Below are 14,346 nucleotides of genomic sequence, written 5' to 3' on the forward strand. Positions count from 1 at the left end.
ACACTCAGTAGATTTAGCCATATATTACTAATTATTGTCATACAATCACCCTCTTTCTAACCACTCAGTTGCTATATCCTTTGTATAAGAGTCAGGACTATTTTCAGATAGTTGACGCAAGATATCCTTGCCCTTCGGAAGCCTACCAATTGATTGAGCAGCTTGGGAACGAACCAAAAAATGCGAATCTGACATAAGTTCCTTTAGTATATCGATACAACTTAAATCATTACCTCCACCACACACCTTTGCTGCCATCATTCGTTCTTGCCATTGTGTTGCAAACAAATGCTTTACTAATGTATCAGTTGGAATAAATAAGCCTAATTCAGCAATTGCTTTTAAAGATCGTATACGAACTTCAAACTTTTCACTTGATAACAGCGCTATTAAGTGTTGTTTGTATGAGTATAAATTCTTCACTGCAATCAAATCAATCAATGGTAGTTGAAGCTCTACATCCAGATCATCGTATCTCTCAAGTAGATCATTAAATTTTTCTAGAGGCATTCTATTATAGATTGATCGAACCATAAATTCCGACAAAGGATATTTGGGATTACGTATATGTTCTTCAAGTCCCTCATACCCATATCCCGCCATTATTTTCAATATCTGGGTTTCTTCAGATGACGTCAGTCGCTTCGATTCATATAGTCTTAGAACCTCCGGGAATAAATTTTCCATATGAAAATCATCAATCATATACAATGTATTCATTCGAATGCTCCATCTTCGATGAAACAGACTTCTTTTATATGAATCTTTAAAATAAGTGGTTGCAAAAGTTCTTATTCTTTCAGTAGCTGTTTCACCTTCAAGTAACTTTGTATACCCAGCAAGAAGTTCCTCTAATGCTTTAAACTTTACCTGTGAGGTTGGAACAAAGTTTTGGGAATCTTCATTAGATGAAATGTATCGATACATTTGTTCTCTAGTTAATTCTTTATAAACATCTATTTTACATCTTCTATTATTAGCAATGGCTTTTTGAATGATTAAATAGAGAAGCAACATACTTAAAACAAAAAATAATCCAAGCAAAAGGCTTATAAAAAAATGAATTTCATTATAGAGCAAGCTATTTCACCCTTTTTAAAAGATGATGAATTCTACTTTCTAGCTCAAGTATCTTAAATGGTTTAGTGATATAATCGTCGGCTCCGAGTTGAAGCGCTCTTGATATATCTCGTTCACTATTTCTAGATGTCAGCATTAGTACAGTAAATCGATCAGAACGCTCAAATGCCCTTAAACGTTGTAATACCTCCAAACCATCCATCTTTGGCATAATACCATCTAGTACAACTAAATAAGAAGAATTCGTTTGCAAGTATTCTTCGTTTGCAAGGAACACTTGTCCATCTCTAAACACTGATATTTCCATATCCAACCCCGAGTTAACACTTACCTTATTAAACAAATCATTTAACATTGTTCTAATAATAGGGTCATCATCAACAATTGCTACTTTTATTTTCTTCCGATGAGGAACTGTTACTGTATCATTAGCTAATTTGATATTTTTACGACCATGTTCTTTTGCTTCATATAATGCACTATCCGCAAGATCAAGCCAATGGGATAAAGGCTTACCCGCTTGGTTAACTTCAACTATTCCTCCAGAAAAAGTACAAATAAACGAATCTTCTCCTCCAGTAAATTCCAACAATGAGAATTTATGTAACAGACGATTCAGGACATTATATGCATTGTTAATCTTCATTTGTGAGAACAGTAATACGAATTCTTCCCCACCAAATCGAACAACAAGATCACCATTTCTACTGTGATCATTCATAAATGTTGCAAATTGTTTCAATACGTTATCTCCAACAAGATGACCATATGTATCATTTATTTTCTTGAAATAATCCAGATCAAGCATAGCCATACAAAATGGATGGTTATTTCGACTTAAGTCTGCTTCTAACTGCTGGAAAGCTTTCTGTAAGTATTTTCTATTGTAGACTCTTGTTAATTCATCAATGAGTAATAGATTATCGATGTGCTTCTTTCTCTCTAAATGTCGATTAATTTTAACGATTAGTTCATCCAATTCAAAGGGTTTAGCAACAAATTCATCTGCACCCATTTCATAGCTTTTTAATCTAATATCTTTTTGATTTTTTACACTCATCATAATTGTAGGAACAAACTGTTGCTTCATCTTTTGTTTTAAAAAGGTAAGCACTTCAAACCCGTTATGTTCCTTCATAAAAACATCTATAATAAGACAATCAGGATGAACATCATAATACGTAGAAACAGCTTTTAAAGGATCTGCGATTGCAACAACATACCATCCTTGTTTTTGAAGCTCTTCTTTAAGATACATTAACATACTTGTATCATCATCAATAATCATTACAACTGATTCATCATTATTCAAAGTAATATTGTCTTCTAGTATTTGTTCAACTATGTCCTTTTCCTCATCAACCACTAAATTAAAATAAGAAATGAACGAAAATAGAAGTTCTTGGATTTCGGAGATTGTATACCTTTTACCTATAGAATCCTCTATTTCATTCATTATGTTTCTTGCAGCAGCGCCTAAGTTATCTAATCCAATTGTTGGAGCAGTTCCGGCTATTGAATGAAGAAACCGGTATAACTCTATATGATCAACATCCTGATCCTTTTGAAACCATGAATCAAGCTTAGCTTTATTTGTTTCCATAAATTTTTTCTTATACTTTTTCATGTTGTCACCATTCTTTCAAGCTGATTGTCCAAATTACACATTATCTTATTATACATTATCCTTATGATTTGCATTAGTTTGAAATCAAGCCAAAGAGTTATTATTAATTAGAAAAAAAAATGGAATAAAAGGCCCGGGCTCCTTAAGAGAAATAACTAACCGGACCCATTATTATTTGCTAATATAAATAATTAAATCCACGTTGATCAATTAAATTTGTATCAACTGGGCAATCTGGTGCATCACGCCCATATTGCCATACCCACACATTACTTTTGCATTTTGGAGAAGTGGGCTTATATTTGGGGGCATTTTTTTCTTTTGATACACCTAGGTGGGGGTCTGTACACCAAAGAATGGACTGAATTGCGATTTGTTTATTCTTTGAAACAGCTTCACAATATGACCTAGCAAAATCACCTTCCACTGGGTCATGATAGATTCCAGGTCGATAACCTGTTGGGTAGAGTGATTCAACCCAACCTCTAATCCAAGCCTCATCTACATTAAGAAAGCCCTCAATATCAGCGAATAAAGCTATATGATCAGGGATACCCAATCTCCTTGCATTGTAAACCGCATTCCGAGCTGATAATTGACCATTGGCGTATCCAATAGCCTCTGTTAAAACATTATAAATAGGCAATACCTTCATTCCTTTATTGTGAATGAAGGTAATTTCTTTTCTCGTTAACCCTTCTGAAACATTTGGTACTTCAGTTAAATATCTACCCCAATATTTAGGAGTCCCATAGTTTGACTTTACACATGAATAAAATTCTTCAGTAACAGTTGCCACCGAATCTACTCCCCACAAATACCTTGGCATCTATATCACATCTCCCAACATAATCCATGTTTACATGTATATGACATGAAAGATTGTCCCCATTAGTATTTTTGTGAATAAACTTTTACTCGTTTTAAATACTAAGATAGAAATGAAAATAGGTAAAAGAAAGGAAGGCTAATAAATGAACCGGTTTCTTTATGTATTTTTATGTTTAGTAATCCTATCTGCTTGTGGGCTATCAAGGAATGAATCTTCTCCTTCAGATATTGATTTAAATGAAGGAATGAGCGACACTGCTGAAGATGGAAATCAAAGTGATGAGGAGTTATTGGTTGAATCTAGATCTGCAAGAATTAACATTAATCATCAAAATGGATATTCCCGATTAGAATCAGAAAAATTGGTTCGTAATTATTTAAATATCAATGATAAAAGTAATGCTATTGTGTTATTTGATCGAGAAGAAAATGATAATTATATTCTAAAAGTAGTTGAAACTACAAACGATAATGAAAAATCAACACCATACAAATGGTACTCAGTTAATCCTCAAACCGGTGAAGTAAAGCCTTATAAATAAAAGTGAAAATACAACACACTTGCTATAAATGAACAAACTGATTGCGGTAAATGTGAGGACCTCAGAGTAGCCAAGTACGAGGTAACTCACAGACCGCTCTGAAGAAATTTTACCTAATGAATCCCTAGTACAGAAGAGGCTAAGGTAATTCGAACAATCGTACCTTTATTTGGTGTACTCACATATTCAATAGAACCATCCATTTCAAAAATTAACCGATTAGTGATCATACTTCCCAAACCTGTCCCTTTTGATTTAGTTGTAAAATACGGTAATCCCAATTTTGATAACTCGTCCCTAGTCATTCCCTTACCGTTATCCTCAATCTCAATTATAACTTTCCTTTTATCTTCAGTAGATCGTTTTGACACTTTAACATAACCGCTGCCATCACTCACAGCTTCAATCCCGTTTTTTATGACATTAATAATACTTTGCTTTAGATGATCTTCATCCCCAAGAACATAATGGGTACCTGAACCATTATAGAACAAAGACACATTTTGGTATGTTCCATATGGCTTTAGCAAATCAATCGAATCAACCAGTATTTTATTAAGATTGATCTCCTTCATTTTAAAATCATTTGGTTTAGATAATCTTAAATAGTTAGTTATAATCATATTTGTTCGATCCAATTCTTGTAGTATTAAGGGAGCATATTGCTTTAACTTATCGTCCATCGTGTCTTTTTCAAGAAATTGAATAAAACCTCGAACAGTTGTGATCGGATTTCTTATCTCATGGGCAATCGAGGCAGCCATCTGACTCACAGTTGAAAGTTTGTCAGAATAAACTGTTTCATTAAATTGTTCATTTACTTTTATTAATTTTTCGATAATAAATACCAGGGAAATTGAGGTGAGAATACTGCCTCCAAAATAAATAAAATAAAAATGGGTTTCTAAATTAGGAACAAAGTATAGGAGAGTGACAAAATAAAAACTGAAATAAATAAGGATAATTGTAACAGCTTTAGCAAATTTTCTAGCAGGAATGTACCATTGCCTTAACAACACGGCAATAACATAAGCCAAGAATGATACAAAAATACCAACTGGAGCCATTGTACCTCCAATAAAAAACCTAACAACTATGACAGTTATTGTACAGATCCCCCCAGCTTTAACGCCACCATAAAGTGTAACAATGAAAATAATAATCATACGCAAGTCAAAATGGGTTTCACCAATACCTTCAATAGGAAAGAGCATACAAAGGGTTGCAGCAAAAGCACTTATAACTCCGTAAATCAAGTTCTGCTTCTTAGTAGAAGGCTTCTTACTATTAAAAGGAAAGAACAAATTAGCATTGAAGGTAAGTGAAAACAAAATAGTTATATTAACGATGATTGGTTTAATAAGATCAATCATTAAAGTATCCTCCGTACAATCGAATTACTTTATTTTAACATAACTTTCAAACCATCACATCGACTAATATGTTCTTGTATTATTATCAAAGGCTGTTTTCTAAAAGTTTGTGTTTTAGACATAGAAACATCAGTAGTAACAAGCAGGCTGAATACACGTAGACTCCTGCGGGATCAGTGGCCAAAGTGATACACCAAAGGAGATACAGCGACGAGGAGGCTCACTGGTCACCCGCCGGACGCGGAGTGTATTCAGCCTGCGGCTTTAAAAGGAACAAACAATCTATACGAAAACGGCCTTATCAAAAAAATAGAGGCTTTCCTATAAGTCATGACACAGGCCCTCTTCACAGTATCTAGTCAATGAACGTCATTTATTGACTAAATATTGGAGTGCCTGGAACTAATAGAAAAGCCTTTATTTGTATAATGATTTAACTAGCCAAGGTATTTATATAAAAGTTGATTGTTTTTTCCTTTCGCAAATAAATAAATTTGATTTTCCTGACACAGGGTACAAGTTGGTTCAGATGTAATCTCTCCTTCAATTACTTCTCCATCAGTCCAATCATTAGTATCCCATTTTTTATAAACCATTTGATTTTCACTACCTTTTGCAAAAACATAGATATGAGATTCACTTGAGATCATAGCTGACGGACTTGAGAGAATTACACTTCCCAAACCTTCCCATTCGCTCCAACAGTCTCCATTCCAAAATGCATGTTTAAGCTCTCGATTAACCCCCCTTGCAAAAAGGTGGATCTTATCCCCATCTAATGTTACTGCTGCAGGTGCAGACGTAACTTGCCCTATAACGGTAGGGTTCCACCTACTCCATTCTTTCCCATTCCATTGGATGTGTTGAATCTGTTTATTTGTATCTCTAGCAAACACATCAATACAATTACCACTACTTTTTGTGACAGCCGGAGATGACGTCAATTGTCCACCCAAATCCTCCCATTTACTCCATTTTCCATTCTCGAACCAGCGATGAACAAGCTGACTAGACTCTCCCCTTGCAAATACATGAATACGTGACCCATTATTTGATGTGATCGCAGCAGGAGAAGAAGTTATAGTTCCACTATACTTTTTCCAATCTAACCATGAAATTCCATCCCAATCTAATGACACTAATCGTTTATTCCTTCCCCTTGCAAAAACTGTTAATTTATTATGTCCCACATTCACACCTGAAAGACCCGATGACAATGTTCCTTCTATCTCATTCCATTTTGACCATACCTTATCGACTGAAGGATAGCGGATACGAAGGGTTTTTATTATTACATCTTTAAAAATCTGCTCAAGATTCTTTTTAGGTATTCGATACGGATTTAATATAGAGAATAACTGTCGATATTCCTCTTTTATCTTTGTGTACAAGATTTGTGCCTTTTCTCCACTTGTTCCCGATAGATCTTCTTCATTCTCTAAAGTATACCGAACAGTTTGAATGAATAGGCTCTGTGATATAGTTGGACTAACGTTATACTGAAGTAATTGGTTCATAAAATAATTTAATTCCTTTTTCCTTAGCTTCCATATTAACTCATCACTCTCTCTTCCTAAGTGGTTATAGGTAAATTGCTGCTCATTCATATGGGGTCTTGGTTTTGGCGGTGAGTAGAAATGTGCTTGTTGAAATACTTGTTGTTTTGGCCCATATGGTAATTTACTGTAATGTACCATGATAAAACCTCCTTCTAAGCTAACAAATTACTATTAGTCTATAAATCAATTGTATGACACACCATTGATGGTTAATCACAGAATTTTAAACCTTTATTAAGATACCCATCCTAATGTGTGTATTTCTAACTATATACACAATCATATGGAAATTTTGTGAACCATATCTTACACATATAGACGTTTCAGTTTAATACAAATACAATATAGATGTTTGAATATTAACTAGATGAGAAGGTGAATAGCTGTGACGGGAACAGCCATTTTATTTCAGCCAGATCAACAAATTCGTTTTATAGAAAATATCGAGTTAGCACAGTATGAACAATTACGAAGCCAATGTGGATGCACAAATTGTACATGTGATTTAAATGGAACAAAGGTCGTCTTTGATGAAGTTTCACCTGTTTATTGGCATGAAGATGAGATCGATTGGGATTATGGATATTAAAAAATGATGAATGAAATTATAGTTAATTTTTATAATACATCTCAGTTTGAGATGTGTTTTTTTATGATTGTTCTGATATATCTAAATTTTCTAAAAAAACTCTTTACTTTCACTTACTTTTCTAGCATAATATAAAAAAGGATTGAAGGAGTGAATGTAATGAGCCATTTAAATAAACACCAAAAAAATGAAATTGTCCCTTTCACCGCTGTAACAAATGAAACAAGTATGTATCAAAAAGAAGCTGAAATGGTTCTCTTGAAATCACAGATATCCTTCCAAAAAGGACAACTTTTGGATAAAATCGACAAAACCCTTATTAATCGTGACGAACAAAAATTTTCGGAACTTTCCAAGCAATATATACAGTTATTAAACCAATATAGTTATCTTAATTAAAATTTTCAAATGGAGGGTTCCTCATGTACACATACAAAAAAACACTTAAATTAATGAAATATAAAAAAACGACTTCAGTTTGCTATACCTTAACAAAAGAACAATCTTTTGCATTCAGCTTATATGCACAATTATTCTTAGATGAATGCTGTTATAAATTTAACCAAGAAAAGCTTAAATCTTCTATAAATGACGCATTGGATATGAAAGATAGCAAAACTTTTATGAAATTATCAAAAGATTATAATAGACTACTTGAAATCAACACATGATAGATAAAGATACTCAAAAAAGAAACAGCCTCATAACAGGCTGTTTCTTTTTATTTTAGTGGTGAATCTTCTATTCAAGATGGTAAAATAATTAAAACTACTTATTGAAAGGAAGTATGATTTGGAACATCTTATTAATTCACGTATAAAAGGCATTGAAATTTCTGGTATAAGAAAGTTTTTCAACTTGGTATCGCAATATGATGATGTCATATCTCTTACAATTGGACAGCCTGATTTTGAAACACCGGGTCATATTAAAGAAAGTGCTAAGAATGCAATTGATCAGAACTTCACTACATATACACAGAACGCTGGAATCCTTGAACTAAGGAAAGCTGCAACAACCTTCATGAAAATTAAATACAATCTTGATTACGATTTTGAAAATGAAGTAATCACAACAACCGGTGCTAGCCAAGCAATAGATATTACTTTTCGAACTATATTAGAAGAAGGTTCCGAGGTTATTCTACCCGCTCCTGTATACCCTGGATACGAACCACTAATTAAACTGTGTGGAGCAATTCCCATTTTTGCTGATACGAGAGATACTCAATTCAAGTTAACCGCAGATTTAATCGAGAAATTATTAACTGATAAAACTCGTTGTATTGTTCTACCATATCCATCAAACCCAACTGGTGTAACCTTAAGTTCACATGAGCTAGAAGAGATTGCTGAACTTATTCGAGGAAAAGATATCTTTGTTGTTTCTGATGAAATCTATAGCGAGCTCGTCTTTGAAGGACAACATCAATCAATAGCTTCAAACTTAAGAGAGCAAACCATCGTTATTAATGGACTATCTAAGTCTCACTCGATGACAGGATGGAGAATAGGATTTACCTTCGCACCTAAAGAAATCACTCAACACATGTTAAAAGTACACCAGTATAATGTTTCATGTGCTTCATCCGTTTCTCAGATGGCTGGTATTGAGGCACTTACAAATGGCATAAATGATGCACATGAAATGAAGGAACAATATATGGAAAGGTTAAACTATGTTTATGATCGACTAGTTGATATGGGAATTTCTGTTGTAAAGCCAAATGGTGCCTTTTATTTATTTCCATCCATAGAAAAGTTTAATATGACATCTTTTGAATTTGCAAGGAAGCTTTTACAAGAAGTAGGACTTGCAGTTGTTCCTGGTGATGCATTTTCAATTTACGGTGAGGGGTATATACGTATATCCTACGCATATTCAATGGACACGCTTGTAGCTGGAATGGATCGACTCGAGAAGTTTATTATGAAACTTAATTAAATAAAAATATAATGGAAATTTTTTCCCATAAAAAAAGAGCAAGGTAATAGAGCTTTAATCTCTATTTATCTTGCTCTTTTTTTGTTAGTTCAGCCCTTGGGAGCACTAACTTAAACGTTGTACCTTCATTCATCTTACTTCTAACTGAGATCATCCCATTGTGGTTTTCAATGATCTTATAACTAACCATTAAACCTAAACCTGTCCCCTTTTCTTTAGTTGTATAGAAAGGTTCTCCTATACGATCTAAAATGGTTTCAGGAATGCCACAACCGTCATCTTTGAATTTCAGGACAACTTTCTCATCACAAAAGCATATATGAATATATAAGTTGCCCCCATTTTGCATCGCCTCAATCGAATTCTTTATTAAGTTAACAAAGACTTGTTTTATTTGATTTTCATCACAAATAATAAAGGTTTCAACGCTCGGAATCTCTAAGTGTATTTGGATATTTTGTAAGATTGCTTGGGTATCCAACAGTGTAACAACATCTTTTAAGATTTCTCTAACATCCACTTGACGGAAAGTATCTTCAGTTGGTTTAGCTAGTACTAGCAATTCACTTAAGATCAGTTCTACCCGGTTTAATTCTGAAAAAATGATTTGAAAATAGTTGTTATTCGCCACCGAAGTAGTTTGGATCAATTGCAAAAATCCCTTAATAGATGTTAATGGATTTCTTATTTCATGAGCAATCCCAGCAGCCAGTTGACCAGCGATGGACAGCTTTTCTGATTTCACCATTAAATCTTCAGCATTTTTCCGATCGGTTATATCCCGAATAATAACTTGAACAGCTGGCTTGTCTATGAAGGTAGCCGGAATACAAACAAACTCTGTATAAATTTGCTTCCCTTTTAATGTTGACCATGATTGTTTTGTAATCGTATGCTCTCGATTTTCTTTCATTACATAATTGATCATATCTTTTGTTTGTTTATGGTATTTAGGATCTAAAAACGTATAAATATTTAAGCCTAATAATTCAGTGTAACTATCAGCATCAAACATTTTCACGCCCGAATCATTAATAAACATCCAAGTATCATTATAGATAACAGCTATTGCGTCAATAGAATTATGTATAATTTTTTGATATCGCTCACGGCTATTTTGTAGTACTCTTTGAAACTTCTTTTTTGAACTGATATTATTAACAACAAAGTATTCAATTTTTTGTTCTTCTATCGAAATAGGGACCGCTTTTAACTCAACATCAATAATTTCACCATTTTTTTTGATCCACCTTTGCTCGCTTAAACCAAAATTATGCCCTTTTGATAAAAGGTAGATTCCTTTTGATATAACAGAATGATAGTCTTTATGAATAAACTGGAGCAATGATATCCCCTTTAAATCTGAAAGATTACTAACCCCCAGTAATTCTTTTGCATACCTATTCAAGTAGTTTATTTTACCGGAACTTGTAATAATAACAGAAACAGGTGCCATATCAATTAATGGACTATTAAAAACTGAAGGATATATATAGTCTTTTTCTCGCTCGCTTTCTAATTCCGGTGTTTCATTGATTTTACTCATGGTCATTAGAACTTCATCACATATCTGATCATCTTTCCCATATATAAATCGAATGGTGGCTGCAATCCAAATAAATCCATATTTCTTTGTCTTAATCCTAAACACCAAAGATTCAAGTTGCTTTTGTTCAAAAAAGCTACTTTCTACTAAAAACATATCCTCTAAATGGATTAATTCTTTCAAGCTAGTCCCAAATAATTCCTCCTGTGTAAACCCAAGGAAATTAGTTATACTCTTAGACACATATATAAACTTCCCACTTAATGTTAAAGAAGTAACTAAATTTATTGGAACAGCATCGTTATCTTGAACGGAAAATGGTGAAAGTTGATTACTAGAGTTCATTATTGCACCCCTTTGGTAAGTTATGGCTCAATTTGCCTCTTTTAACCACGGACTATATTAGTAACTTACGAATTGCCATATGTATACAATAATTTACAATAATAGTGATATCTATAGGTATTAAGATTCATATTTCGTCCTATTTACTGAATTTCTAATAACCAGCTCGGTATTAAGAAAGAACCTATTTTGAGTTGGTGCTTCCCCATTAATTAATGAAAATAATTTTTGAAGACCCATAATGCTAATTTCCTCGATAGGTCTCTTTATAGTTGTTAATGAAGGCGTCGTATATTTTGCAAATCCAATATCATCAAACCCTATAATAGATAAATCCTCTGGTACTTGATATCCAAGTTCTAAGGCAGCATTAAGACCACCTATTGCCATTTCATCATTTGAACAAAAAACAGCTGTAGGTTTTACTGGTTTATTTAGAAGCTCCTTCATTGCATTATAACCACTTTCCATATCATAATTACCTTTGACAATTAATTGATCATTAATAGATATGTTATTTTCAATGAGAGCCTTTAAATAACCATCTCTTCTTTCTTGGCTGGATTTAAATCCTTCTACACCCTCAATTAATCCAATCTGGCGGTGCCCATACTTAATTAATGTGCTAATCGCTTCGTAAACTCCTTCTTTATCATTTGACAAAATGTTCAGAATGGAAGGGTCTTCTATTTCCCTATTCAAAACGATAAGCGGGATCTCTTTTTGTATAACATCATATATAAAAGGGTTATCTATATTACTTTGACTCATTAGAATAATTCCATCAAACCGTTTACTATTTACGATTGAAAAATCTTTAATATCGGATACTGCACGTATATACAGATTGTAATTCTCATCAATAACACGGTTTACCCCTTTTATTGTATCAGCTAAGAAGGATGCGGACGTCCCATCACTTATATATGAAAAGAATAATCCAATTGTATAGGATTTTTGCATTACTAAGCTCTTTGCATTAAAATCTGGAGTATAGTTAAGCATGGTAGCGATTTCCATAATCTTATTCTTTGTATCTGGTTTGATTAAAGGACTATTATTTAATGCTCTAGAAACTGTTGTATGAGATACATTTGCTAATTTTGCAATATCTTTGATAGTTACTCCCATTCTTATTCCTTCCTTAATAAAGACTTACTACAGATAGAATATTATAAGTACAACATCGATAATCATATCATACCAATTTTTTGAAGTTATAGGGTGAATAGTTTGTATATTTTTTAAAACATACACTAAAATTGTGTGAATTACTAAAGTTACTATTTCTTCACCCTTGTAAGGTTTCCAATTTATCTTCTTTTTTATTTAGTTTTCGTAAAAAAGAAGCACCTGATACCTTTCACAGTAGGCTATCTGGTGCTTTTTTATAAAGGTACATAAAAAAATCTATAAAGTTACCCCAGATTTAAAAATAGCAATTTCCCTAAAGTCATTTTTCTCATTGTTAACTAATTCTCCACTAGCAACCCGTTGAATATACTCAATAAATTCCGAAAGTACAAGTTCGGGATCTTTATCTTCCACTAAGGTGCCTGCATTAAAATCAATCCAGTGTGGCTTATTTTGATATATTTGTGAATTAGTTGAAATCTTCACAGTCGGTACAAATGCACCGAAAGGGGTACCTCTACCTGTAGTAAATAAAACAATTTGACAGCCTGCTGCAGCTAATGCAGAAGATGCGACTAAATCATTTCCTGGCGCGCTTAATAGGTTTAAGCCTTTTGTTGTAAGTATTTCTCCATATTTCAGAACATCTACTACAGTTGAAGTTCCTGCTTTTTGAGTACAGCCAAGTGATTTGTCCTCTAATGTTGTAATTCCACCTGCTTTATTTCCTGGTGATGGGTTTTCATAGACAGGCTGATCATGACGAATAAAGTACTGTTTAAAATCATTAATTAGATCTACTGTTTTATGAAACACTTCTTCATTAGCTGCTCTTTCCATTAAAAGTGTTTCAGCACCGAACATTTCAGGCACCTCTGTTAATACTGTTGTTCCACCTTGGGCAACTAAAAAATCTGAAAGACTACCAAGTAATGGGTTAGCTGTTATCCCAGAAAATCCATCTGATCCCCCACATTTTAAACCTATTTTAAGCTCAGAGAATGGGACTTCTTCACGTTGATCATTTTTCGCTTGTTGATGAATCTCAATTAATAGCTTCAGACCCTCTTCAACTTCATCACTAACGTCCTGGGATAACAGAAACTTTACTCGATCTTCATCATATTCACCAAGTGTATCTCTGAATTCAATAATGTTATTATTTTCACACCCAAGCCCGAGAACCAATACTCCACCAGCATTGGGATGCTTAACTGCATTCCCTAAAATCGTTCTTGTATTCACATGATCATCACCGAGCTGTGAACAGCCATAGTTGTGTTTTAGTACTTGTATGTTCTCAAAAGGAGCAATATCCCCTACCTCCTCTTTGAATCTCCTAATCATCAATTCTGCAACTCCATTAACACATCCCACAGTCGGTACAATCCATAGTTCATTTCTAATTCCAACATTTCCATTTTTTCGTTTATACCCTTTAAACGTAAGATTTTGTTTTGCCATTGTATTTGCTACTACTTTTGGTTCATATTTATATTCCTGAACACCACTTAAGTTTGTTTTTGTATTAAGAGTGTGAACCCATTCGCCAGTCTTAATTGTTGTGGTTGCATGACCTATAGGGAAACCATATTTCACAATATTTTCATCTTGATTTATTTCTCTTATTGCAATCTTATGGCCTCTGTCAACCTGTTCTTTTAACTCAATTTCATTATCATCAACAATAAGTATTTCTCCTTTTGTCAATGGCTTTAAAGCCACAATCACATTATCTTTTTCATTTATCTTAATAAACGTTTTCATAAGATCCCC

General features: G+C 33.5%; 13 protein-coding genes. 5 read left to right on the plus strand and 8 right to left on the minus strand.

Annotated elements, in window-relative coordinates; translation table 11 throughout:
* Positions 1-45: 45 nt before the first annotated feature.
* The 3 genes from BLQ56_RS05215 to BLQ56_RS05225 form a co-directional block, all read right to left on the minus strand.
* On the minus strand, positions 46-1,080 hold the full coding sequence (locus BLQ56_RS05215; RefSeq protein WP_090850650.1) for a HEAT repeat domain-containing protein: 1,035 nt from the start codon (positions 1,078-1,080) through the stop codon (positions 46-48).
* A gap of 1 nt (position 1,081) precedes the next feature.
* Positions 1,082-2,707 (minus strand): GGDEF domain-containing response regulator, encoded by a 1,626-nt coding sequence (locus tag BLQ56_RS05220; RefSeq protein WP_090850652.1) that lies wholly within the window; start codon positions 2,705-2,707, stop codon positions 1,082-1,084.
* Between the two features lie 178 nt (positions 2,708-2,885).
* On the minus strand, positions 2,886-3,536 hold the full coding sequence (locus BLQ56_RS05225; protein WP_090850654.1) for a glycoside hydrolase domain-containing protein: 651 nt from the start codon (positions 3,534-3,536) through the stop codon (positions 2,886-2,888).
* A gap of 145 nt (positions 3,537-3,681) precedes the next feature.
* On the opposite strand from BLQ56_RS05225, the gene BLQ56_RS05230 reads away from it, so the two are divergent.
* Complete coding sequence (locus tag BLQ56_RS05230) at positions 3,682-4,080, plus strand: hypothetical protein (protein ID WP_090850655.1); 399 nt, start codon at positions 3,682-3,684, stop codon at positions 4,078-4,080.
* A gap of 113 nt (positions 4,081-4,193) precedes the next feature.
* Here BLQ56_RS05230 and BLQ56_RS05235 read toward each other — a convergent pair whose 3' ends face one another.
* On the minus strand, positions 4,194-5,453 hold the full coding sequence (locus tag BLQ56_RS05235; RefSeq protein WP_090850656.1) for an ATP-binding protein: 1,260 nt from the start codon (positions 5,451-5,453) through the stop codon (positions 4,194-4,196).
* A 437-nt stretch (positions 5,454-5,890) separates the two neighbouring features.
* Positions 5,891-7,150: a PLL family lectin gene (locus tag BLQ56_RS05240; protein WP_090850658.1), complete on the minus strand. Its 1,260-nt coding sequence runs from the start codon at positions 7,148-7,150 to the stop codon at positions 5,891-5,893.
* Between the two features lie 247 nt (positions 7,151-7,397).
* Between BLQ56_RS05240 and BLQ56_RS05245 the strand changes: the two genes are divergently transcribed.
* The 4 genes from BLQ56_RS05245 (at position 7,398) to BLQ56_RS05260 (ending at position 9,545) form a co-directional block, all read left to right on the plus strand.
* Positions 7,398-7,601, plus strand: a complete 204-nt coding sequence (locus tag BLQ56_RS05245; RefSeq protein WP_090850660.1) for a hypothetical protein — start codon at positions 7,398-7,400, stop codon at positions 7,599-7,601.
* Between the two features lie 159 nt (positions 7,602-7,760).
* Positions 7,761-8,000: an IDEAL domain-containing protein gene (locus tag BLQ56_RS05250; RefSeq protein WP_090850662.1), complete on the plus strand. Its 240-nt coding sequence runs from the start codon at positions 7,761-7,763 to the stop codon at positions 7,998-8,000.
* A gap of 23 nt (positions 8,001-8,023) precedes the next feature.
* Positions 8,024-8,272: an IDEAL domain-containing protein gene (locus BLQ56_RS05255; RefSeq protein WP_090850664.1), complete on the plus strand. Its 249-nt coding sequence runs from the start codon at positions 8,024-8,026 to the stop codon at positions 8,270-8,272.
* 121 nt (positions 8,273-8,393) lie between these two features.
* Entirely contained in the window at positions 8,394-9,545 is a 1,152-nt protein-coding gene (locus tag BLQ56_RS05260; protein ID WP_090850666.1) for an aminotransferase A, read from the plus strand.
* A gap of 61 nt (positions 9,546-9,606) precedes the next feature.
* Here BLQ56_RS05260 and BLQ56_RS05265 read toward each other — a convergent pair whose 3' ends face one another.
* The 3 genes from BLQ56_RS05265 to BLQ56_RS05275 form a co-directional block, all read right to left on the minus strand.
* Complete coding sequence (locus tag BLQ56_RS05265; RefSeq protein ID WP_090850668.1) at positions 9,607-11,436, minus strand: PAS domain S-box protein; 1,830 nt, start codon at positions 11,434-11,436, stop codon at positions 9,607-9,609.
* 120 nt (positions 11,437-11,556) lie between these two features.
* Complete coding sequence (locus BLQ56_RS05270; RefSeq protein WP_090850670.1) at positions 11,557-12,567, minus strand: LacI family DNA-binding transcriptional regulator; 1,011 nt, start codon at positions 12,565-12,567, stop codon at positions 11,557-11,559.
* Between the two features lie 279 nt (positions 12,568-12,846).
* The gene (locus BLQ56_RS05275) at positions 12,847-14,337 is read right to left on the minus strand and encodes a UxaA family hydrolase (protein WP_090850672.1); all 1,491 of its coding nucleotides are present in this window, start codon (positions 14,335-14,337) and stop codon (positions 12,847-12,849) included.
* Between the last annotated feature and the right edge of the window lie 9 nt (positions 14,338-14,346).

It is taken from the genome of Litchfieldia salsa (assembly GCF_900104555.1).
GTDB classification, from domain to species: Bacteria; Bacillota; Bacilli; order Bacillales; family Bacillaceae_L; genus Litchfieldia; species Litchfieldia salsa.

Coding starts and splice junctions, on each gene's coding strand:
- BLQ56_RS05220 (WP_090850652.1), bottom strand. CDS start 2,707: ATGAAAAAGTATAAGAAAAAATTTATGGAAACAAATAAAGCTAAGCTT.
- BLQ56_RS05225 (WP_090850654.1), bottom strand. CDS start 3,536: ATGCCAAGGTATTTGTGGGGAGTAGATTCGGTGGCAACTGTTACTGAA.
- BLQ56_RS05230 (WP_090850655.1), top strand. CDS start 3,682: ATGAACCGGTTTCTTTATGTATTTTTATGTTTAGTAATCCTATCTGCT.
- BLQ56_RS05235 (WP_090850656.1), bottom strand. CDS start 5,453: ATGATTGATCTTATTAAACCAATCATCGTTAATATAACTATTTTGTTT.
- BLQ56_RS05240 (WP_090850658.1), bottom strand. CDS start 7,150: ATGGTACATTACAGTAAATTACCATATGGGCCAAAACAACAAGTATTT.
- BLQ56_RS05250 (WP_090850662.1), top strand. CDS start 7,761: ATGAGCCATTTAAATAAACACCAAAAAAATGAAATTGTCCCTTTCACC.
- BLQ56_RS05255 (WP_090850664.1), top strand. CDS start 8,024: ATGTACACATACAAAAAAACACTTAAATTAATGAAATATAAAAAAACG.
- BLQ56_RS05265 (WP_090850668.1), bottom strand. CDS start 11,436: ATGAACTCTAGTAATCAACTTTCACCATTTTCCGTTCAAGATAACGAT.
- BLQ56_RS05270 (WP_090850670.1), bottom strand. CDS start 12,567: ATGGGAGTAACTATCAAAGATATTGCAAAATTAGCAAATGTATCTCAT.
- BLQ56_RS05275 (WP_090850672.1), bottom strand. CDS start 14,337: ATGAAAACGTTTATTAAGATAAATGAAAAAGATAATGTGATTGTGGCT.